Origin of the sequence: Streptomyces sp. SID486, assembly GCF_009865385.1 — a bacterium.
Classification (GTDB): domain Bacteria; phylum Actinomycetota; class Actinomycetes; order Streptomycetales; family Streptomycetaceae; genus Streptomyces.
The window spans coordinates 19,519-41,000 of the sequence record NZ_WWJT01000093.1 but is presented as its reverse complement, the minus strand read 5'-3'; the positions used below and the strand labels follow the sequence as shown (position 1 = coordinate 41,000).

The following is a 21,482-nucleotide window of genomic DNA, read 5'->3' as shown; positions in this document are numbered from 1 at the left end:
TGTCCGACTGCTGCGCCATCGTCACCGCAGCGCCGGAAAGGGAAGAAGGCTTGGGCGGTGGAACCGGGCCACCGCCGCCGGGGATCGCCTGCTGTCCGTCGTTGTTTCCTGCCGCGAGGTAGCGGCACACCAGGATCCACCCTGTACCGGTGGAGACGGGCACGCCTTGCTTCACGCCACACCCGATCGACGTGGTGGGTGATGTCGGGGACATCCACACCATCTGCGAGTAATGACCCCAGGCATGGTGGTTGGTTCCAGGTGCCGCCTTGTCGTTGACGGGTGCGTTGTTGTCGGCGTCGAACTTGGACTTCTCAGCAATCCAACTGAAGTTCACCGAGGGGTCCAGCGCCATCATCGGACGCGCCGGGCCGGGGAAGGCATTGAAGAGATTCTCCCCTTCGTCGCCGTTTTGGCCACGGCCGCTGTGGTGCAGCGCACCGCCCTGACTGGAGGCGGGGTCGTCGGCCCAAGCCTGCGCATCACAGGCGAGCTTGGGGTCCCATTTCACAGGAACCACAGAGAGGCCGGGGCTGTACTTCTGGACAGCCTCGCGGCGTGCTTCATTATGGGCTCGGACGATGTCAGCAGCATCGGCGGTGCTTATCTGCGAGCCGGTGCCGGGTGGGGCGGTGGCCGAGGGGCACACGGGGGCTCTCTCATCGGCGCCAGGCACCGGAACGGCGCGAACCTGCGCGACGGCGACGGTTGCCGGCCCCATCATGATCAGGCCGCATATCATCGCAGCTGCTGTTGCAAGGGGTTTCGCATTCATCGGACACTCCGCCGATATGGATGTCATCGATGGCCAGAAGGCGGGGAAGCCTCGCTCGTTCAGGCCGCCCCGCGCCGATCGACTTACCTGAACCCGGCGGAGAGATATCGAGATGCCCGTTCGCCGATCACGATGAATGGCGCGCCGGGTTTACGGGTCAAGCATCCCCCGTTCGGCGTATTCCGGCTGTCCCAGCTATCACCCATTGCGCCATTCGGGTGAATTTTCGCCCTGCGGTTGCGGTCAGGTCGGCGTTGCCTTAACAAGCACCTCAATGCTCGGTCATGCGTTGCCGCGTGATCGGGTCGTTGATGTGGGCGCTGCCGAGAGGGAGCGGCTGTGACCGTTTCTGCCGGTCGGCAGTAAGCGTCGCGGCCGGGTTCGAGACCGTCGGCAGGTGCTCGACGTGATCCCGTACCGAGTGCGGACCAACGACTTGCCGCCCTCCTGACATGCGGCTTTGGCATCGAGGGCCGTGATACCGGCACCATCGGGGCTTCTGCGGCCGTCCGAGGACGGCCGCCTGCCCCAGACGATGACGGTTGCCGACGGCTCTGCCCCTGGTCAGGAACAGCTCGGCAGATCCCACCGCAGGCGCTCACCGCGAAGGGGTGTTGAGGAACTCCAGAGCTTGAGCGCAGGATGACCGGCATGACCTCCAGCGCACGCCCTCACCTCAACCGCCGGCTCGCCGAGTTCGGGACGACGATCTTCGCCGAGATGTCCGCGCTCGCCGTGGCCACCGGGTCGATCAACCTGGGCCAGGGCTTCCCCGACACCGACGGCCCCGAGGAGATCCGGGAGGCCGCCGTCCGGGCCCTGCGCGACGGCCGCGGCAACCAGTACCCGCCGGGCCCCGGCATCCCCGAGCTGCGCACCGCGATCGCCGCGCACCAGCAGCGCCGCTACGGCCTGGCCTGTGACCCCGACACGGAGGTGCTGGTCACGGCGGGTGCGACGGAGGCGATCGCGGCCTCGCTGCTGGCCCTGGTCGAGCCGGGCGACGAGGTGGTGGCACTGGAGCCGTACTACGACTCGTACGCGGCGAGCATCGCGATGGCGGGCGGCAAGCGGGTGCCGGTGACCCTCCGGCCCCACGAGGGAAGCTTCCGCCTGGACCTGGACGAGCTGCGTGCCGCGGTCACCGACCGCACCCGGCTGCTGCTGATCAACACTCCGCACAATCCCACCGGTACGGTCCTCACCCGCGAGGAGCTGGCCGCGATCGCCGAGCTGGCGGTCGAGCGGGACCTGCTGGTGGTGACCGACGAGGTCTACGAGCACCTCGTCTTCGACGGCGCCGAGCACCTGCCGCCGGCCGCGTTCCCGGGGATGCGCGAGCGCACGGTGAGCATCGGGTCGGCGGGCAAGACGTTCTCGTTCACGGGCTGGAAGGTCGGCTGGGTGACGGGGCCGCGGGAGCTGGTCGGCGCGGTCCGCGCGGTGAAGCAGTTCCTGACCTACGTCTCCGCGGGCCCGTTCCAGTACGCGGTGGCCGAGGCGCTCGCCCTGCCCGACTCCTACTTCGAGGAGTTCCGCCGGAGCATGCGGGAGCGCCGGGACATCCTGGCGGACGGGCTGACGGCGGCGGGCTTCGAGGTGTTCCGGCCGGCCGGCACCTACTTCATCACCACCGACATCCGCCCCCTGGGTGAGAAGGACGGCTTCGCCTTCTGCCGGGCCCTGCCCGAGCGGGCGGGGGTGGTGGCCATCCCCAACGCGGTCTTCTACGACGACCGGGAGGCGGGGGCGCCGTTCGTGCGGTTCGCCTTCTGCAAGCGGGAAGAGGTGCTCCGCGAGGCGGCGGAACGGCTGCGGGCCATGTGAGAGGGGCTCGCGGAGGCTCATCCGCGGCAACGGCACACGCGGGAGCGTGGTCCCGGGGCTCACCCGCGACCACGGCACACGCAGGAGCGCGGTCCCGGGGCTCACCCGCGACCACGGCACACGCGGGAGCGGTCCGGGGGCTCGCCGCCCCCGGACCGGCCGAAAACGCTACTCCTCGCCGCCCTCGGGCTCGTCGGAGCCGTCGACCTCCTCCTCCAGGCCGAGCTGCTCGACCAGCCACTTGTCGAACTCGATCGCGGCCCGCACCCAGCTGACCGTGGAGGAGACGAAGTGGTTGATGTCGACGCCCGTGCCGATCAGCATCTGCGCCTCGCCGATGAGGCGGACGGTGCCGTCGTCGTGGGTGTGGGTGTACACCTTGGGCCACAGGGTGCGGCGGTTCCAGTCGTCGAGGGCCTCCAGCAGCTGCGGCTTCTCGTCGATCTTGTGGGGGCGGTCGTAGAACGTCCGCACCGAGAAGATCGCCTGCTCCTCCTCACCGCGGAACATGAAGTAGGTGCGGAACTGCTCCCACGGCGCGGCGAGGTCACCCTCCTCGTCGACGACGTACTTCAGCTCCATCTGGTCGAGAAGCTGCTTCACCAGGTCCTGATCCGGAAGGACGGGGCCCGCCGGTCCTTGAGGCTGCGGTTCGGGCTGGCCCCCGAAATTCGGAATCGAGGACGGGTCGATGCTCACCGTGTTTTTCCCTTCATGCGGATGCCGCCATCCTCCCCCATGCGGGGAGGGGCGTGGCAAGCCCCGACGGGGCCTGTCAGCCGTCGGCTGACAGGATCCACCGCCTTGGCGTCACAGTGTCTTGCCCGTCGCCGGTCCGACCAGCAGTCCCTCGCCGAAACGGTCGACGCGGACCGTGTCGCCGTCCTTGATCTCGCCGGACAGGATCTCCTTGGCGAGCCGGTCGCCGATGGCGCTCTGGACGAGGCGGCGCAGCGGCCGGGCGCCGTAGGCCGGGTCGAGGCCCTCCTCGGCGAGCCAGGCCAGCGCCTCCTGGGTGATCTCCAGGGTGAGGCGCCGCTCGGCGAGCCGCTTGGCCAGGCGGTCGATCTGGAGCTGCGCGATCCGCTCCAGCTCGGGCTTGGTCAGCGCGGAGAACACCACGAAGTCGTCGAGCCGGTTGAGGAACTCCGGCTTGAAAGAGGCGCGGACGACCTCCAGCACCTGCTCCCTCTTCTCGGCCTCGCTGGTGGTCGGGTCGACCAGGAACTGGCTGCCCAGGTTGGAGGTGAGCACCAGGATGGTGTTGCGGAAGTCGACCGTGCGGCCCTGGCCGTCCGTCAGGCGGCCGTCGTCCAGCACCTGGAGCAGGATGTCGAAGACCTCGGGGTGGGCCTTCTCCACCTCGTCCAGCAGGACGACGCTGTACGGGCGCCGCCGCACCGCCTCCGTCAGCTGGCCGCCCTCCTCGTAGCCGACGTAGCCGGGGGGTGCGCCGACCAGCCGGGCCACGCTGTGCTTCTCGCCGTACTCCGACATGTCGATGCGGACCATGGCCCGCTCGTCGTCGAAGAGGAAGTCCGCGAGCGCCTTGGCCAGTTCGGTCTTGCCGACACCGGTCGGGCCGAGGAAGAGGAAGGAGCCGGTGGGCCGGTCGGGGTCGGCGATCCCGGCCCGCGAGCGCCGCACGGCGTCACTGACGGCCCGGACGGCCTCGCCCTGCCCGATGAGCCGGCGGCCGATCTCGTCCTCCATCCGCAGCAGCTTCTGCGTCTCGCCCTCCAGCAGGCGGCCGGCCGGGATTCCGGTCCAGGCGGCGACGACGTCGGCGATGTCGTCGGAGCCGACCTCCTCCTTGACCATGGTGTCCTTGGCGGCCTCCTCCTCGGCCTCGGAGGCGGCCTCCAGCTCCTTCTCCAGCTGCGGGATCTCGCCGTAGAGGAGCTTGGCGGCGGTGTCGAAGTCGCCGTCCCGCTGCGCCCGCTCGGCCTGGCCACGCAGGTCGTCCAGCTTCTCCTTCAGCTCACCGACCCGGTTGAGGGACTGCTTCTCCTTCTCCCAGCGGGCGGTGAGGCCACGCAGCTCCTCCTCCTTGTCCGCGAGGTCGCGGCGCAGCTTCTCCAGGCGGGCGAGGGAGGCCGGATCGGTCTCCTTGCCGATGGCCAGCTCCTCCATCCGCAGCCGGTCCACCGCCCGCTGGAGCTCGTCGATCTCCACCGGGGAGGAGTCGATCTCCATGCGCAGCCGGGAAGCCGCCTCGTCCACCAGGTCGATGGCCTTGTCCGGCAGGAAGCGGGAGGTGATGTAGCGGTCGGACAGGGTCGCGGCGGCCACCAGCGCGCTGTCGGCGATCTGCACCTTGTGGTGCGCCTCGTAGCGCCCCTTCAGACCCCGCAGAATGGCGATGGTGTCCTCGACGCTCGGCTCGGCGACCAGCACCTGCTGGAAGCGGCGCTCCAGGGCGGGGTCCTTCTCGATCCGCTCCCGGTACTCGTCCAGCGTGGTGGCGCCGACCATGCGCAGCTCACCGCGGGCGAGCATGGGCTTGAGCATGTTGCCCGCGTCCATCGCGGAGTCGCCGCCGGCGCCCGCGCCCACCACGGTGTGCAGCTCGTCGATGAAGGTGATGATCTGCCCGTCGGAGTCCTTGATCTCGGCGAGGACGGCCTTCAGCCGCTCCTCGAACTCGCCGCGGTACTTGGCGCCGGCGACCATCGCGCCGAGGTCGAGCGCGACCAGCCGCTTGTCCTTCAACGACTCGGGCACGTCCCCCTTGACGATCCGCTGGGCGAGCCCCTCCACGACGGCGGTCTTGCCGACGCCCGGCTCGCCGATGAGCACGGGGTTGTTCTTCGTCCTGCGGCTGAGCACCTGCACGACCCGCCGGATCTCCTGGTCCCGTCCGATGACCGGATCCAGCCGGCCCTCGCGGGCGGCGGCGGTGAAGTCGGTGCCGAACTTCTCCAGGGCCTTGTACTGACCCTCGGGGTCGGCGGTGGTCACGCGGCGTCCTCCCCTGGCCTTCCTGAAGGCCTCCAGCAGCTTCTTCGCCTCGGCGCCCTGCTCCTTGAGCAGGTCACCGGCCGCGCCGCCCTTCGCGGCGAGGCCGATCAGCAGGTGCTCGGTGGACAGGTACTCGTCCCCGAGGTCCTTCGCGCGCTCCCCGGCGTCCGCGATCACGGCCAGCAGCTCACGGTTGGGCTGCGGCGGCGCCACGGTGGATCCGGCCACGCTGGGCAGCGAGCCCAGGATCCGCTCCGCGCCCGCGCGCACGGCCGCCTGGTCGGCGTCGACGGCGGCGAGCAGATCGGTGATGTTCTCGTTCTCCTGCCCCTGGAGCAGAGCCAGCAGCAGGTGGGCGGGGGTGAGGTCCGGGTGCCCTTCGGTGAGGGCACGATTGCTCGCCGCGTTGATCGCGTCCCGGCTCCTGTTGGTCAGCTCGGCGTCCACGTTGTCCGTTCTCCTCCTCGACCGCGCTCCACTGCTGACTTAACCAGCGTACACAAAGTTGAGTCTATTCCACTCAAGGCGGCAGGGGGAGTGCTTTCCGGGGCGCTCCGGGGCTAGGTTGCGCCCATGACGAGGCACTCCGTGGACCCGACTTCCCCCGACGAGCCGTACCTCGCCTTCTGGCGCGAACGGCACGTGTGCACCCTGACGACCCTGCGCCCGGACGGCAGCCCGCACGTGGTGCCGGTGGGGGTGACGTACGACGCCGAGACCCGGCTGGCCCGGGTGATCACCAGCGGAACCAGCACCAAGGCCAGGAACGTGCGCGCGGCCGGACCCGAGGGCGCCCGGGTCGCGGTGTGCCAGGTGGCCGGCCGGCGCTGGGCCACGCTGGAGGGACGCGCGCGGGTGCGGACGGAGCCGGAACGGGTGGCGGACGCGGAACGGCGCTACGCCGAACGCTACGAACGGACACCGCGTATCAATCCGGCACGCGTGGTGATCGAGATCGAGGTCGACCGGGCACTGGGGCACGGGTGAAGAGTTTCAGCCACCGTGACAGTGGGCCCGTACCGGGAGATGTCCCCCCGAAACTGCAGCGGCGTCACCGTGTTCAGGTCACGGTGACGCCGCTGCGGGGGGAAGCGCCTGAGCGATGTGTTACGACGGGGGAATCGCGTCAGGCACTGCGGGGGGTGGCCGAGATGGTCGTCAGGTCGGACTCCGCCGGCTCGCACAGCCGGTGGTCCCGCTGGTCAAGGTTCACAAAGATCATTCCGTACCGGATGGCGCATCGCACCGGCTGCGGCGCGCCACGCGGCTTGCGCAGGCATCGGTACGCCCGCACGTCGCCGTCCTCGTCCCGCGTGACGACGACCGGCTCACCGAACACGGTCACCATCAGGGAGTCACCGCTGTGGGGGATGGCGGTGACGAGGTCGATGAAGTGCCAGCCGGAACGGTAGGCGGTGGCCATTTCACGACGGAAGGAGCGGTCGTCGGGCGGGGTCGTCACGTCAGCTCCTCACGCCGTCCTTGATATGAACCGGCCAACTGGTATCACTGGCGGTCACGGTGGTCGCGGCCACCGCCGGCCAGCTGGTGTCCGCTCGAGCGTCGCCGTTCTCACTCGCGAGGCCACCCAGCGCTCCTGCGGCCGCGACGACGGAGAAGGCGACGACAAGTATCGAGCGAAGCAGTCTCTTGCCCATAGTCGGCTTCGTCCTCACTTGAAGGTCCCCTCTTCCCCCGTCGGGTACGACGATGGCTCATTCGGGCATGTCGTGGCCACATAATCAATGCATCATGTTCCTGCATGTTCAGGACCCTGGGGGGTGGAGATTTGGCAACGAATCCGACTAAAGCTGCACATCCCCATGCGATGACCGAGATGTGCGAGCAAGGTGGCCGCCTCTACGCCGACGCCCTGCGCGCCGGGCGCATCGCCCGCGCCGAGGCGGAAGCCGCCCCGTGCCTGTTGGAGTTCGCCCTCCTGCACCCCGACCCCGACGACCCGGAATGGCTCCGCCCCGTACCCGCGTCCGTGGCACTGGCCCAGCGGCTCAACCCCATAGAACGGGAGATCACCGAACGCAGGCGACTGTCCATTCGGCTGGCGGATGTGTTCGAGCCGTTCATGGCACTGAGCAGCCAAACGGAGGCCACCACCGATTCGATCACGGTCCTGGAGGGCGGGGAGCGTATCAACGCCGCTCTGAACCTGGCTACTGCCCAGTGCCAGGCCGAGGTGCTCACGGTCCAGCCCAGCAACCGCTACTCGGAGCGCAGTCTTCTGCGGGGACTGGAGCGCGACAGGCCACTCATCGAGCGTGGCGTGCGCATCCGGACGCTGTACCAGCACACCGCACGGTACAACCCCGAGAAGCTGGCCTATGTGGGTCAGCTCGCCAACGGCAAGGCCGAGTACCGCACCATCGACGAGTTGGTGGAGCGCCTCATCATCTGCGACGAGAGCGTCGCCTTCATCCCCACGCGGGACGATCAGCAGGTCGCTCTGGAACTGCGTCACCCCGGCCTCGTCCGCTACCTCATCAAGGTGTTCGAGTTCATGTGGGGCCGTGCGGTCCCACTGAGCGCCGGCGCCCCCTACGAGACCGCCCCCGACGGCATCACCGAGATCCAGCACTCCATCGCCAAGCTCCTGGTGGAGGGCCATGTCGACGAGGCCATCGCCCGCCGCCTCGGCATGAACGTCCGTACGTGCCGGGCCCACATCGCCAAGCTCGCCCAGGCACTCGGCAGCGGCAGCCGCGCTCAGCTGGGCTATCTCATCGCCCAGTCCGGCATCCTGGACCGGGACCTGTGACGCGATGAGCGGCTCTGGTACCCCACATCACCCACACCGTGTCGAGGACCTGTGCGCGGCCGGACGCGAGCTCTACGAGCGCGCGCTGCGGGAGGGCCACGTGTCCGCCGCCGACGCCACCGACGCGCCCTGCCTCATCGACTCCGGACTGCTGCACCCGGCGCAGCACACCCTGCGCCACGCCCCCGACATCATCGCCTACCAGGAGCAGCTGAACGGCGACCATGAGGTCCGCACCCTGGACCAGGTCACCGACCGGCTGATCGTCGTGGACGGTGAGGTCGCCTTCCTTCCGGCGAACACGGACGGCACCCTCGCCCTGGAGGTACGTCACCCCGCGCTGCTCCGGTACTTCGTGACGACCTTCGACCGCCTCTGGCACCTCGCCACCCCCATGTACCCGCAAGCGGTCCGGACGCCGTCGCTCAACGGCATAACCCCCCGCCAGCGCGCCATAGCCGCCCTTCTCGTGGAGGGGCACACGGATGCCGTCGTCGCCGACCGGCTCGGGATGAACGTCCGTACCGCGCGGCTGCACATCGCCAAGCTCGCCGCCACCCTCGGCAGCGAGAGCCGGGCGCAGCTCGGTTATCTCATCGGCCGGTCGGGGGTTCTTGATCCGGAGCGGTGAGCGCGGTACGCCGGCCGTCCAGGCCGACCTGGGCGATGCGGACGCCCAGCTGGGTGCGGCTGGCCGCACCCAGTGTCTCCGACAGGCGGGCGATGTGGGCGCGGCAGGTGCGCACGCTGATGCCCAGCCGCTCGGCGATCACCGCGTCCTGGTGGCCCTCCGCGAGCAGCGCCGCGATGGACTGCTCGCGGTGTGAGATGCCCTCGATGCCCGTGTCGGGGAGTGCGGCCGTCAGCGGGATGGCGAGCCGCCAGAGCCGTTCGAAGACCGTCACCAGGTATTCGACCAGTGCCGGATGGCGCAGTTCGAGGGCCATCGTGCGGTCGGTGTTGGCCGGGATGAAGGCCACCGTGCGGTCGAAGAGGATGAGCCGGTCGATGACCTCGTCCAGGGTGCGGGCCTCGACCGTGTCACCCATCAGTTCCAGGTAGTTGAGCAGTCCCTGTCCGTGCCGGGCGACATGCGTGTAGAGGTCCCGCATGCGGACGCCCCGGCCACGCAGGGCGAGGGCCCGGTGCAGGCCCTCGGTCAGTTCGGCCTCCCGCCGGATGCCGCCGGGCTGCACGGTGAGGACCTCGGTGGTGCACGCCTCCGTCGCCTCGTCCATCGCGGCCTGGATGCGGGAGAGCCCGTCCAGGACGCGGATGGCGCTGCCCTCCGCCGGCGCCGCGAGCGCGTTCAGCTGCCGGCCCAGGCCCGCGTACCACTCGAAGGCGGCCACCGCCGACCCCACCCGCCGCTGACTGGCGCTCACCTCGTCGTAGACCCCGCGCAGCAGCCGGGTCATGACCTCCTGCGGGGAGGTCGGCACCAGCCAGTCCATGTCGTCGGGATCCGGATGCAGCAGAGCCAGTTCCAGCAGGCAGGGCACGAGGTCGGCGTCCGTGCGCGGCACCCGTCCCCGGCGTACGGCACGGGAGTACACCCGATCCCCGGCCTCGCACAGCCGGTCGGCACCGTGAGGATGCTCCTCCGCCCCGCGCCCGGCCATCGCCCATTCCACCCCCGGTGTGCTGCCACTTCCGCAGCGCAACTATGCGCGGCGCCGACCGGGTCCGCAACACGGCTCTCCCGACGGGGGCATCCGAAAAGCGGCACTGTGCCCGGGTTTGACAAGGGTCCGCCCCGCGCATTGCCACAAGATGAAGGTGGTGGTGCCGGCGTCGCTTCGGCATCGTCGGTGCCGCTTCCCCCGGGTGCCACCGGCACCCGGAGCGGTCCCGGCCGGGGTTCCCCCACCTCGGCCGGGTCCGCGCGGGGACCCCACGGGGTGCGGTGCCGTGCCTACTTGAGACCGATCGCCGCGCAGGCCGCCTTGTACTTGGCGGTGCAGATGTCGTCGACCGAGTAGATGCCGTCGGCGACGACCGTGTCCTTGACGGTCTTCTTGGTGAGCGCGCTCACCTGGACCAGCTTGGCGGGGATGTCCTTGAGGGTGGGGCTGTCCACCCGGTCCTGGGTGAGGGCGTCGAACTGGATGTCCTTGCCCTGGATCTTGGTGACGGCCATCTGCGCGGCGGCCTCGGCCTCGTCCGGGTAGGACTTGTAGACGCTCATGTACTGCTCGCCGGCCACGACGCGCTGCACCGCGTCCAGTTCGGCGTCCTGGCCGGTGATCGGGGGCAGCTGGGTGACGCCGGCCGCCTCCAGGGCCTTGATGATGCCGCCGGCCATGCCGTCGTTGGCCGAGTAGACGCCGGCGATGTTGTTCTTGCCGATCTTCGCGATCGCCTCGGCCATGTGCTCCTCGGCGATCTCCGGCTTCCAGCCCGTGGTGTCGTAGCTCTCGGCGATCGTCACCTTGCCGTTCAGCTCGGAGAGCGCGCCCTCCTTGAACTGCTTGGCGTTCGGGTCGGTGGGCGAGCCGTTCATCATGACGATCTTGTCGGAGGTGTCGACGCCCGACCCGAGGGCGTCCAGCAGGGTGCGGCCCTGCACCTCACCGACGAGTTCGTTGTCGAAGGAGATGTAGGCGTCGATCGGCCCCTCGGCGAGACGGTCGTAGGCGATGACCGGGATGCCGGCGTCCTTGGCCTTCTTCACCCCGTCGGCGATGGCGCGCGCGTCGACGGCGTCGAGCAGGATGACGTCGACCTTGCTGTCGATCATGCCCTGCAGCTGCTCGGCCTGCCGGGCGGCGCTCGCGTCGGCGTTGGCGTACTCGACCTTGCCCTGCTTCCTGGTGAGTTCGGCGACCTTGTTCTTGATGATGGGGTAGTCGAACTTGTCGTAGCGGGAGTTCGCCTTCTCGGGCAGCAGCAGACCCACGGTGACGTCGTCGCCCTTGGTCGGGCTCGCGCTCGCGCTGTCCCCCGTGGCGTTCAGCACGCCGCAGCCGGCGAGCGAGAGGGTCATCGTGGACAGGGCCACGGATATGGCGATACGACGCATTCGAGGGCTCACTTCAGGTGCGTTCCGGACCAGGGCGCTGCTATACGACCCAGGTGTCTGAAAAGACAACGCGGGTGCCGCACCCGGCGTCAAGAAGAATCACTTAACGAGTGCGCAACACCACGCTCAGCTCCACCTGTGAAGGTCACGCGAAACCGTCTTCAAGGGCTCTTTACGACCCGTCCATCCAAAGGATGTCCACGGTCCGGCAAAGATCCGTACAACCGGCCCGGTTCGGCACGAGTCGCCGTCACCGGCGACCGGCGGCCGTGCTCCGACTCGATCAGACGAACGAATGAACCCGGCCACGCGCGCGACGCGACCGCGGAGAACGACCGGGCGGCCCGGACGAAACCCGCCGCCCGGCGGCCACCGGGCGGCCCGCTCCCGGAACGCGTGAGAGGGGCCCGGATTCCGGGCCCCTCTCCGCGTGTGACGCCGTGCGCGTCTCAGTCCTGCTGCTGCCGCTTCGGCCGCCACACCACCAGCGCACTGGTCTGCTGTACCTCCTGGTACGGCACGAGGTCGCGCCGGTAGGAGGCGTGCACCGCGGCCTCGCGCTGCTGCATCGTCGCCGCCGCGCCGTCCAGGGCCGCCTGCATCTCCGCGAGGCGGGACTGCAGCGCGGCGACCTGGTTCTCCAGTTCGATGATCCGTTTGATGCCGGCCAGGTTGATGCCCTCGTCCTGCGACAGCTGCTGCACCTGACGGAGCAGTTCGATGTCACGGGCCGAGTAGCGCCGGCCCCGGCCCGCGGTGCGGTCCGGGGAGACCAGGCCCAGGCGGTCGTACTGGCGCAGCGTCTGCGGGTGGAGTCCGGAGAGCTGGGCCGCCACCGAGATGACGTAGACCGGGGTCTCCTCGGTCAATTCATACGGATTACGCCGACGGCCGTCCATACTCTCAGGCTCCCTTCGCGGCCTCGAACAGCTCCGCCCGCGGGTCCTCGCCCGCGGTCGCCTCGCGATACGCCTCCAGCGCGTCACGAGCCTTCCCCGACAGGTCCGTCGGGACACTCACCTCGACGGTGACCAGCAGGTCGCCGCGGGTGCCGTCCTTGCGGACCGCGCCCTTGCCCCGCGCCCGCATGGTGCGGCCGTTGGGGGTGCCGGGCGGCAGTTTCAGGGTGACGGGCGGTCCGCCCAGGGTCGGCACCCGCACCTCGCCGCCGAGGGCCGCCTCGGCGTAGGTCACCGGCACGGTGACGGTGAGGTTGTCGTCCTTGCGTCCGAACACCGGGTGCTCCCCGACATGGACGACCACGTACAGGTCGCCCGCCGGGCCGCCCCGCTCGCCGGGCGCGCCCTTGCCGCGCAGCCGGATGCGCTGGCCGTCGGTCACGCCCGCCGGGACACGGACCTGCATGGTCCGGGACGACTTGGCGCGGCCGCTGCCCTTGCACTCCGCGCAGGGGTGCTCGGCGATCAGCCCGCGGCCCTTGCAGTCGGGGCAGGGGTCGGTGAGCGAGAAGCCGCCGCCGGAGCCCCGCGCGACCTGCCCCGTACCGACGCAGGTCGGGCACACACGCGGTGTGCCGTTCTTGTCGCCGGTACCCGAACACGCCTTGCAGGGGGACTGGGAGGACATCCGCAGGGGCACCGTGGCGCCCTCGATGGCCTCCGTGAAGCTCAGCGTGACCTCGGACTCGATGTCCTGGCCGCGCCGGGGCTGGGTACGCGGGCCCGCGGCGCCGCCGCGGTTGAACAGGCCCCCGAAGACGTCACCGATGCCGCCGCCGAAGCCTCCGCCCTGGGCGTTGCCGCCTCCGAAGAGGTCTCCCAGGTCGAAGTTGAAGGAGCCGCCGCCCGCGCCCGGTCCGGGACGGAAGCCTCCGTTGCCGAACAGCGCGCGCGCCTCGTCGTACTCCTTGCGCTTCTTGGGGTCGCCGAGGATGTCGTTCGCCTCGGAGATCTCCTTGAAGCGCTCCTCGGCCTTGACGTTGCCCTTGTTGGCGTCCGGGTGGAACTCGCGGGCGAGCTTCCGGTACGCCTTCTTGATCTCGGCCTCGGTGGCGTCCTTGGGGACGCCGAGGACCTTGTAGTAGTCCTTCTCGATGAAGTCCTTGGTGCTCATCCCCGACGCCCCTCCTTCCGTTCGGTGTCGACGTCAGCCCTCCTCAGGGCCGTTGTCCTTCTCGTCGCCGGCCTCGGACTCCTCGTCGGCCTTGACCGTCTGCGCGCCGGGCTGCGGTTCGGCGACGGCCACCCGCGCGGGGCGGATGGTGCGCTCGCCGATCCGGTACCCGGGCTGCAGGATCGCCACGCAGGTCGTCTCGGTGACGTCCGGTGCGTAGCTGTGCATCAGGGCCTCGTGGATGGTCGGGTCGAAGGGCTCGCCCTCCTTGCCGAACTGCTGCAGGCCCATCTTGGCCGCGACGGTCTCCAGCGACTCGGCCACCGACTTGAAGCCGCCGACCAGTTCGCCGTGTTCCCGTGCGCGTCCGATGTCGTCGAGCACCGGCAGGAGTTCGGTCAGGAGGTTCGCGACGGCGATCTCCTTGACCGCGACCCGGTCGCGCTCGACGCGGCGGCGGTAGTTCTGGTACTCGGCCTGGAGGCGCTGGAGGTCCGCCGTGCGCTCGCCGAGCGCCGTACGCACCTGGTCCAGCTGGGCGACCAGCCCGGCACTTTCGTTCGCGTCCCCGGCCGGGGCCGCCTCCTCGGAGGAGGCGGCCTTCGGCTCGGCGTCGTCGGAGGTGGCGCCGGAGGGGACGTCGGGCTTCTCCTCGAAGCCCGGGGTCTCCTCCGTCACGCGGCACCGTCCTTGCGCTCGTCGTCCACGATCTCGGCGTCGACGACGTCGTCGTCGGCCTTGGCCTCGCCGGCACCGGCCTCACCGGCGCCGCCCGCGGCCTGCGCGCCCTGGGCGTCGGCGTACATGGCCTGGCCCAGCTTCTGCGAGACGGCGGCCACCTTCTCGGTGGCGGTGCGGATACCGGCGGTGTCCTCGCCCTTGAGGGCTTCCTTCAGCTCGCCGACCGCGGCCTCGACCTCGGTCTTGATCTCGCCGGGGACCTTGTCCTCGTTGTCCTTGAGGAACTTCTCGGTCTGGTAGACGAGCTGCTCGCCCTGGTTGCGGGTCTCGGCGGCCTCGCGGCGGGCGTGGTCCTCCTCCGCGTACTTCTCGGCCTCCTGGCGCATGCGGTCGACCTCGTCCTTCGGCAGCGAGGAGCCGCCGGTGACGGTCATCTTCTGCTCCTTGCCCGTGCCCAGGTCCTTGGCGGTCACGTGCATGATGCCGTTGGCGTCGATGTCGAAGGCGACCTCGATCTGCGGGACACCACGCGGGGCCGGCGGCAGACCGGTCAGCTCGAACATGCCGAGCTTCTTGTTGTACGCCGCGATCTCACGCTCGCCCTGGTAGACCTGGATCTGCACCGACGGCTGGTTGTCCTCGGCCGTCGTGAAGATCTCGGACCGCTTGGTCGGGATCGTGGTGTTGCGCTCGATCAGCTTGGTCATGATGCCGCCCTTGGTCTCGATACCGAGGGACAGCGGGGTGACGTCGAGCAGCAGGACGTCCTTGACCTCGCCCTTGAGGACACCGGCCTGGAGCGCGGCGCCGATGGCGACGACCTCGTCCGGGTTGACGCCCTTGTTGGCCTCGTTGCCGCCGGTCAGCTCCTTGACCAGCTCGGCGACGGCGGGCATACGGGTGGAGCCACCGACGAGGACGACGTGGTCGATCTCGCTGAGGGCGATACCGGCGTCCTTGATGACGTTGTGGAACGGCGTCTTGCAGCGCTCCAGCAGGTCGGCCGTCAGCTGCTGGAACTGGGCCCGGGTGAGCTTCTCGTCCAGGTGCAGCGGGCCCTCGGCGGACGCGGTGATGTACGGCAGGTTGATCGAGGTCTCCGTGGAGGAGGACAGCTCGATCTTGGCCTTCTCCGCGGCCTCACGCAGGCGCTGGAGGGCCATCTTGTCCTTGGACAGGTCCACGCCGTGGCCCGACTGGAACTGCTTGACCAGGTAGTCGACGACACGCTGGTCCCAGTCGTCACCACCGAGGTGGTTGTCGCCGTTGGTGGCCTTCACCTCGACGACGCCGTCACCGATCTCCAGGAGGGACACGTCGAAGGTGCCGCCACCGAGGTCGAAGACGAGGATCGTCTGGTCGTCCTTGTCGAGGCCGTACGCCAGCGCGGCGGCGGTCGGCTCGTTGACGATGCGCAGGACGTTCAGGCCCGCGATCTCGCCGGCCTCCTTGGTCGCCTGACGCTCGGAGTCGTTGAAGTAGGCGGGGACGGTGATGACCGCGTCGGTCACCTTCTCGCCCAGGTATGCCTCGGCGTCCCGCTTCAGCTTCTGCAGGATGAACGCGGAGATCTGCTGGGGGTTGAAGTCCTTGCCGTCCAGGTTGATCTTCCAGTCGGTGCCCATGTGGCGCTTGACCGACCGGATGGTCCTGTCGACGTTCGTGACCGCCTGACGCTTCGCGACCTCGCCGACGAGCACCTCACCGTTCTTGGCGAAGGCGACGACGGACGGCGTGGTCCTGGCGCCCTCGGCGTTGGTGATGACGGTGGGCTCGCCGCCCTCCAGAACGCTGACGACGGAGTTAGTCGTGCCCAGGTCGATGCCGACCGCACGTGCCATGGTTGATTCCTCCAGCTGACTTGAGTGGAACAGACTCAAGTGTGCACGAGGAGAGCGAACGGGTCAACAGACCTGAGCCAGCCGGACTCAACTCTTATCCGTTCCTTACACGCAATGACCCGCTGACCTGCGTCGATTCGGTAGGACGGGGCTGCTGAGCAGAGCCCCGAAGGAGTACGAGCGCCACCACGGCGACGACCACACCCCCCGCCACCCACAGCGCGGCCCCGTCCCCCGTCCACCCCACGTGCACCAGTACCCCGACCAGCACGGAGGAAAAGGAAGCCGCCCCCAGCAGCACGACCGACCCCTGCGGAGTCAGCCCGAACCGCCGCAGCCGGTGTGCGAGGTGGTCCGGGCCGCGCCGCAGCAGCGGACGCCGGGCCAGCCCCCGGGCGAGGACCACGAGCAGGGCGTCGGCGACGGCGACGGCGCTGAGGCAGAACACCACCGCCACGCTCGGTCCCAGCTCGTAGCCCGCGCGCGTGAAGACGACGGCGGAGGACAGCAGGAACCCCGTGAACAGCGAGCCGCACGCGCCGAGACCGACCCGCGCGGGGTGCCAGTTGTGCATCAGGAAGCCGGTGAGGGCGGCCGCGACCACGCTCAGCAGGACGGCCAGCCCGTCCATCACCTCCGCGGCGGCACAGGCGCCCACGCCGAAGGCGGTCACCACCCCGACCGTCCCGGCGAGCCCGTCGGCGTGGTCCAGCCCCTTGAAGGCGAGCGAGGCGAGGACGATCCAGCCGACGGCCAGCACCCCGCCCGGCAGCCCCGTCTCGTCGTACGGCACCACCCAGACCGCCGCCACGAAGGTGCCGGCGACGAGCACGCGCGCGCGCAGCCGCCAGACGTCGGCCACCAGGCCCAGCCCGGCCACCGCCGCGGCGGCCGCCAGCAGCTCCCCGACCCCGTCCCCGAGCGGGGCGACCCGGCTCCACTCCCCCGTCCCGGCGACCAGACAGGTGACGGCCACGACGGCGAACCCGCCGAGCAGCGGCAGCGGGCGCTGTCTGCGCCGGTCCAGGATTCCGAGCCTCAGTGCGGGCAGCCGGAGCGCCGCCGCGAGCACGGCGGTGAGAAGTAGGGCGGCGGTGGCGGCTGCGATCCCGTAGAGCACGGCTCTAAGGTAGGGGCGAATGTAGCAATTCGGGATGAATAACACGATCGGATTGCCTGCGGTACGACAACGGAGGTAACCCTCAGCGACCCAGATCACCCCGCGCTCTGCTGCGTCCCGAAGGAAGATGGGGGTAGTCTCGAACGGACTACATAAGTTACCGCTTAGTAATGTCGCCCAGCTCAGTCAGCTCGTTTCGACCGAGGCCGCCCCAGGAGCCCCAATGCAACTCGCCGCGATCATCGTGTCGCTGGTCCTGATCGTGGTCGGCGTGGCACTGTTCGGCCGCGCCGTCCTGCAGATCTTCAACTACATGCGGCTGGGCCAGCCCGTGCCCGCCGGCACGCGGACGGACGATCCCGCACAGCGCACCATCACCGTGGCCAGGGAGTTCCTCGGCCACACCCGGATGAACCGCTGGGGCATCGTCGGCGTGGCGCACTGGTTCGTGGCGGTCGGCTTCTTCTCCCTGCTGCTGACGATCGTGAACGCGATCGGACAGCTGTTCCAGGCGGACTGGCTGCTGCCGGTCATCGGCGAGTGGGCGCCGTACAACGTCTTCGTCGAGTTCATCGGCACGATGACGGTCCTCGGCATCCTCGTCCTGATCGTGATCCGCCAGCTGAGCAAGCCGAACAAGCCGGGCCGCAAGTCCCGCTTCGCCGGCTCCAGCTTCGGCCAGGCGTACTTCGTCGAGACCGTCATCCTCATCGTCGGCGTCTGCATCTTCACGCTGCACGCCCTCGAAGGCGCCCAGCACCACGTGGACGGCTACGAGGCCTCCTTCTTCATCTCGTACCCGGTCGTCGCCTGGTTCCGGGGCATGGACGTCTCCACGCTCCAGAACCTCACCTACTTCTTCGCCGGCCTGAAGATCGCGACCTCCTTCATCTGGATGATCACGGTCGCCCTGAAGACCGACATGGGCGTGGCCTGGCACCGGTTCCTCGCCTTCCCGAACATCTGGTTCAAGCGGAACGCCAAGGGCGAGACCGCGCTGGGCGCACTGCTGCCGATGACGTCCGGCGGCAAGCCGATCGACTTCGCCGACCCCGGCGAGGACGACGTCTTCGGCGTCTCCCAGGTCGAGCAGTTCTCCTGGAAGGGCCTGCTGGACTTCTCCACCTGCACCGAGTGCGGCCGCTGCCAGTCGCAGTGCCCGGCCTGGAACACCGGCAAGCCGCTCTCCCCGAAGCTCCTGATCATGTCGCTGCGCGACCACGCGCACGCCAAGGCCCCGTACCTGCTGGCCGGCGGCGGCAAGACCATGGAGGGCGAGGAGAAGGCGTCCGAGGAGCAGCTGAAGGACGTCCCCGCCGCCGCCCTCGCGGAGGCCGAGCGCCCGCTGATCGGCACCGCCGAGGAGAACGGCGTCATCGACCCGGACGTGCTGTGGTCCTGCACCACCTGCGGCGCCTGTGTCGAGCAGTGCCCGGTGGACATCGAGCACGTCGACCACATCGTGGACATGCGCCGCTACCAGGTCATGATCGAGAGTGCCTTCCCCTCCGAGGCGGGCACGATGCTCAAGAACCTGGAGAAGAAGGGCAACCCCTGGGGCCTGGCCAAGAAGCAGCGCCTGGAGTGGCTGAAGGAGGTCGACTTCGAGGTCCCGGTCGTCGGCAAGGACATCGAGGACCTCACCGAGGTCGAGTACCTGTACTGGGTCGGCTGCGCCGGCGCCCTGGAGGACCGCGCCAAGAAGACCACCAAGGCGTTCGCGGAACTCCTGCACATCGCGGGCGTCAAGTTCGCGATCATGGGCGGCGACGAGAAGTGCACCGGTGACTCCGCCCGCCGCCTGGGCAACGAGCCCCTGTTCCAGGAACTGGGCATGGAGAACGTCGCCGCGCTGAACATGGCGTTCGGCGAGGACGACGAGGACGAGTCCACCCGGAAGCCGAAGTCGGCGAAGAAGATCGTCGCCACCTGCCCGCACTGCCTGAACACCCTCGGCAACGAGTACCCGCAGCTCGGCGGCGACTACGAGGTCATCCACCACACCCAGCTGCTCCAGCACCTGGTGGACGAGGGCAAGCTGATCCCCGTGACCCCGGTCGAGGGCATCATCACCTACCACGACCCGTGCTACCTGGGCCGCCACAACAAGATCTACACGCCCCCGCGCGAGATCATCGGCAAGGTCCCCGGTCTGCGGAACGAGGAGATGCACCGCCACAAGGAGCGCGGCTTCTGCTGCGGCGCCGGCGGCGCGCGGATGTGGATGGAGGAGCGGATCGGCAAGCGCATCAACAACGAGCGCGTCGACGAGGCCCTCTCCCTCAACCCCGACATCGTCTCCACCGCCTGCCCGTTCTGCCTGGTCATGCTCACCGACTCGGTGAACGGCAAGAAGAACGACGGCAAGGCGAAGGAGTCGATCCAGGTCGTGGACGTCGCCCAGCTCCTCCTGGACTCGGTGCGGACGCCGGTGGACCCGGCGGGCGAGCCCGAGACGGAGAGCGAGCCGGAGCCGGAGCCGGTGCAGTGACCCTCCGCTGAGAGACCCGACGGCGCCCCCTGACCCGCACAGGCAGGGGGCGCCGTCGTATCCCCGGCCGGGTCAGGCGCCCTTCGGCCCCGCCTGCTGCACCACGTCGAAGGACCACAGGGTGGAACCGGAGGCCGCGGGCTTCGGACGCTCACCGCCGCCCTCGCCACCGCCCTCGCCACCGCCCTGGTGGGCGGACTTCATCGGGCCTTCCATCCACGCCTGGAAGGACTCCTCGTCACGCCAGCGCGTGTACACGAGGTACTGGTCGGTGCCTTCGACGGGCCGCAGCAGCTCGAACCACTCGAACCCGTCGCTGTTCTCCACGGCGTGGGCCCGCGAGGCGAACCGCTTCTCCAGCGTCTGACGCTGCTCGGCGGGCACGGTCAGCACGTTGATCTTCACTACGCTCATGGCCCCATCCTGGACCATGCCCCCCGGCCGGCCGCGGAACGCGGTCGTGAAGCGGCCGTGAAAGAGGTCGCGCGCACGGCCGTGGCCACGCTGTCGTGAACGCGCGGCCGTGGACGGGTCATGGACACGTCGTCGTGGACGCACGGCTGTGGACGTGAACGCACGGCTGTGGACTCGTCGTCGTGGACACGTCGTCGTGAACGCACGGCCGTGGACACGTCGTGGGCATGTCGTCGTGGGCATGTCGTCGTGAACGCACGGCCGTGGACACGTCGTGGGCATGTCGTCGTGAACGCGCGGTGTGGCCACATGGTCGGGAACGCCCGGCCGTGAAGACGGGAATCGCGAGGATCCCCTAGGAACCCCGAGGAACCCCCGGCGTCGGGCCTGACGGCCCCTTAGGGGATGTCACAGGTCGGCCGCAAAGCCGGGCCCGGACCACCGGCCCCGGCCCGTGGGCCGCCGGGACCAGGTACGTTCGATGACGTGGCTGGATTCAGGATCGGACGCGGGGGCCGGGACAACCGCACCCCCCAAGGACAGCAGGCGCCCCAGGGAGCGCCGCCGTACGGGCACGGGAGCGGAAACGGTCCCGCTCAGCCCGGCAGACCGTCGTACGGTCAGCCGCCGCAGGGGCGGCCGGGCCCGTCGGGCCCCTCGTACGGCTACCCGTCGGCGCCACAGCCGTCGTACCCGCAGCAGGGCCAGCAGTACGGCTACCCGGGGCCGGCCGACGACGGACCGGAGTACTTCGGCGACGGCGGCTACGCGGCTCCCGGGCCCGGCGCACACGACCCGTACGCCGCCAACAATCCGGGGCACACCCAGGCGTTCTCGGTCGACGAGGCGGCGGGTTACACCCAGGGCGCGACCTACCACGCCGGCTCCGCCACCGCGCCCGCCGGACCGGTCGGCCCGCCGCTGCACTGGAAGGAACTGCTGAAGGGGATCATCCTCTCCCCCGACCAGACGTTCCTGCGCATGCGGGACTACACGATGTGGGTCCCCGCCCTCGTCGTGAGCTTCCTCTACGGCCTGCTGGCCGTCTTCGGCTTCGACGACGCCCGCAAGGACGCGATCGACTCCTCGTTCTCCACCACGGTGCCGATGGTGCTGTTCGCGGCGATCGCGATGGTGCTGGGCCTGTTCGTCCTCGGCGTGGTCACCCACACCCTGGCCCGCCAGCTCGGCGGCGACGGCGCCTGGCAGCCCACTGTGGGCCTTTCCATGCTGATCACGGCCCTCACGGACACGCCCCGGCTGGTCTTCGCCATGTTCTTCGGCGGCGACGCCGGCTTCGTGCAGATCCTCGGCTGGGCCACCTGGATCGGCGCGGGCGCCCTGCTGACGCTGATGGTCTCCCGCTCCCACGACCTGCCCTGGCCGAAGGCGCTGGGCGCGTCGGCGATCCAGCTGGTGGCGCTGCTGTCGATCGTGAAGCTGGGCACGTTCTAGCACCCCGCGGCACACGACGTACGGCACCGGGCCACGACGTACGGCACCG

The 21,482-nt window shown here is 69.5% G+C and carries 18 protein-coding genes; 6 read left to right on the top strand and 12 right to left on the bottom strand.

The genetic code is table 11. The annotated features are described in order from the left end of the window. On the bottom strand, nt 1-775 hold a 775-nt coding region (locus GT045_RS04595), incomplete at its 3' end, for a CAP domain-containing protein (protein ID WP_161333353.1). 642 nt (nt 776-1,417) lie between these two features. On the opposite strand from GT045_RS04595, the gene GT045_RS04590 reads away from it, so the two are divergent. After that, nucleotides 1,418-2,602: a pyridoxal phosphate-dependent aminotransferase gene (locus tag GT045_RS04590; protein ID WP_161287746.1), complete on the top strand. Its 1,185-nt coding sequence runs from the start codon at nt 1,418-1,420 to the stop codon at nt 2,600-2,602. 168 nt (nt 2,603-2,770) lie between these two features. Here GT045_RS04590 and GT045_RS04585 read toward each other — a convergent pair whose 3' ends face one another. Beyond that, complete coding sequence (locus GT045_RS04585) at nt 2,771-3,301, bottom strand: YbjN domain-containing protein (RefSeq protein ID WP_161287745.1); 531 nt, start codon at nt 3,299-3,301, stop codon at nt 2,771-2,773. A gap of 111 nt (nt 3,302-3,412) precedes the next feature. Continuing rightward, nucleotides 3,413-6,010, bottom strand: coding sequence for an ATP-dependent chaperone ClpB (clpB, locus tag GT045_RS04580; protein ID WP_161333352.1), 2,598 nt, complete (start codon nt 6,008-6,010; stop codon nt 3,413-3,415). Between the two features lie 126 nt (nt 6,011-6,136). Here clpB and GT045_RS04575 point away from each other — a divergent pair, with 126 nt between their 5' ends. Continuing rightward, entirely contained in the window at nt 6,137-6,550 is a 414-nt protein-coding gene (locus GT045_RS04575; protein ID WP_161287743.1) for a TIGR03618 family F420-dependent PPOX class oxidoreductase, read from the top strand. A gap of 139 nt (nt 6,551-6,689) precedes the next feature. On the opposite strand, the gene GT045_RS04570 is transcribed toward GT045_RS04575, so the two are convergent. Further along, on the bottom strand, nt 6,690-7,025 hold the full coding sequence (locus GT045_RS04570) for a hypothetical protein (protein WP_161287742.1): 336 nt from the start codon (nt 7,023-7,025) through the stop codon (nt 6,690-6,692). Between the two features lie 366 nt (nt 7,026-7,391). On the opposite strand from GT045_RS04570, the gene GT045_RS04565 reads away from it, so the two are divergent. Both GT045_RS04565 and GT045_RS04560 read left to right on the top strand, forming a co-directional pair. Next, nucleotides 7,392-8,336, top strand: a complete 945-nt coding sequence (locus GT045_RS04565; protein WP_237538346.1) for a helix-turn-helix transcriptional regulator — start codon at nt 7,392-7,394, stop codon at nt 8,334-8,336. A gap of 4 nt (nt 8,337-8,340) precedes the next feature. After that, nucleotides 8,341-8,967: a helix-turn-helix transcriptional regulator gene (locus tag GT045_RS04560; protein ID WP_161333350.1), complete on the top strand. Its 627-nt coding sequence runs from the start codon at nt 8,341-8,343 to the stop codon at nt 8,965-8,967. Here GT045_RS04560 and GT045_RS04555 read toward each other — a convergent pair. The 7 genes from GT045_RS04555 to GT045_RS04525 form a co-directional block, all read right to left on the bottom strand. Continuing rightward, a complete protein-coding gene (locus tag GT045_RS04555) occupies nt 8,930-9,958 on the bottom strand; it encodes a LuxR C-terminal-related transcriptional regulator (protein ID WP_161287740.1) in 1,029 nt (342 codons plus the stop codon). The genes GT045_RS04560 and GT045_RS04555 overlap by 38 nt on opposite strands. A 293-nt stretch (nt 9,959-10,251) precedes the next feature. Then, nucleotides 10,252-11,358: a substrate-binding domain-containing protein gene (locus GT045_RS04550; protein WP_161287739.1), complete on the bottom strand. Its 1,107-nt coding sequence runs from the start codon at nt 11,356-11,358 to the stop codon at nt 10,252-10,254. 449 nt (nt 11,359-11,807) lie between these two features. Continuing rightward, nucleotides 11,808-12,257 (bottom strand): helix-turn-helix domain-containing protein, encoded by a 450-nt coding sequence (locus GT045_RS04545; RefSeq protein WP_161287738.1) that lies wholly within the window; start codon nt 12,255-12,257, stop codon nt 11,808-11,810. 4 nt (nt 12,258-12,261) lie between these two features. After that, entirely contained in the window at nt 12,262-13,431 is a 1,170-nt protein-coding gene (gene dnaJ, locus GT045_RS04540) for a molecular chaperone DnaJ (protein WP_161287737.1), read from the bottom strand. 33 nt (nt 13,432-13,464) lie between these two features. Continuing rightward, nucleotides 13,465-14,109: a nucleotide exchange factor GrpE gene (gene grpE, locus GT045_RS04535; RefSeq protein ID WP_161287736.1), complete on the bottom strand. Its 645-nt coding sequence runs from the start codon at nt 14,107-14,109 to the stop codon at nt 13,465-13,467. Next, nucleotides 14,106-15,953, bottom strand: a complete 1,848-nt coding sequence (gene dnaK, locus GT045_RS04530; protein WP_161333349.1) for a molecular chaperone DnaK — start codon at nt 15,951-15,953, stop codon at nt 14,106-14,108. The genes grpE and dnaK overlap by 4 nt, the downstream gene beginning before the upstream one ends. Before the next feature lie 94 nt (nt 15,954-16,047). Beyond that, nucleotides 16,048-17,073 carry an MraY family glycosyltransferase gene (locus GT045_RS04525; RefSeq protein WP_161287734.1) on the bottom strand — a complete coding sequence of 342 codons (1,026 nt, stop codon included), beginning with the start codon at nt 17,071-17,073 and terminating at the stop codon, nt 16,048-16,050. A gap of 223 nt (nt 17,074-17,296) precedes the next feature. Between GT045_RS04525 and GT045_RS04520 the strand changes: the two genes are divergently transcribed. Continuing rightward, nucleotides 17,297-19,564 (top strand): (Fe-S)-binding protein, encoded by a 2,268-nt coding sequence (locus tag GT045_RS04520; protein WP_161333348.1) that lies wholly within the window; start codon nt 17,297-17,299, stop codon nt 19,562-19,564. Between the two features lie 72 nt (nt 19,565-19,636). Here GT045_RS04520 and GT045_RS04515 read toward each other — a convergent pair whose 3' ends face one another. Beyond that, nucleotides 19,637-19,978, bottom strand: a complete 342-nt coding sequence (locus GT045_RS04515) for an antibiotic biosynthesis monooxygenase (RefSeq protein ID WP_161287732.1) — start codon at nt 19,976-19,978, stop codon at nt 19,637-19,639. A 405-nt stretch (nt 19,979-20,383) separates the two neighbouring features. On the opposite strand from GT045_RS04515, the gene GT045_RS04510 reads away from it, so the two are divergent. Continuing rightward, nucleotides 20,384-21,433, top strand: coding sequence for a Yip1 family protein (locus GT045_RS04510; RefSeq protein ID WP_202515130.1), 1,050 nt, complete (start codon nt 20,384-20,386; stop codon nt 21,431-21,433). The last annotated feature ends 49 nt before the right edge of the window (nt 21,434-21,482 follow it).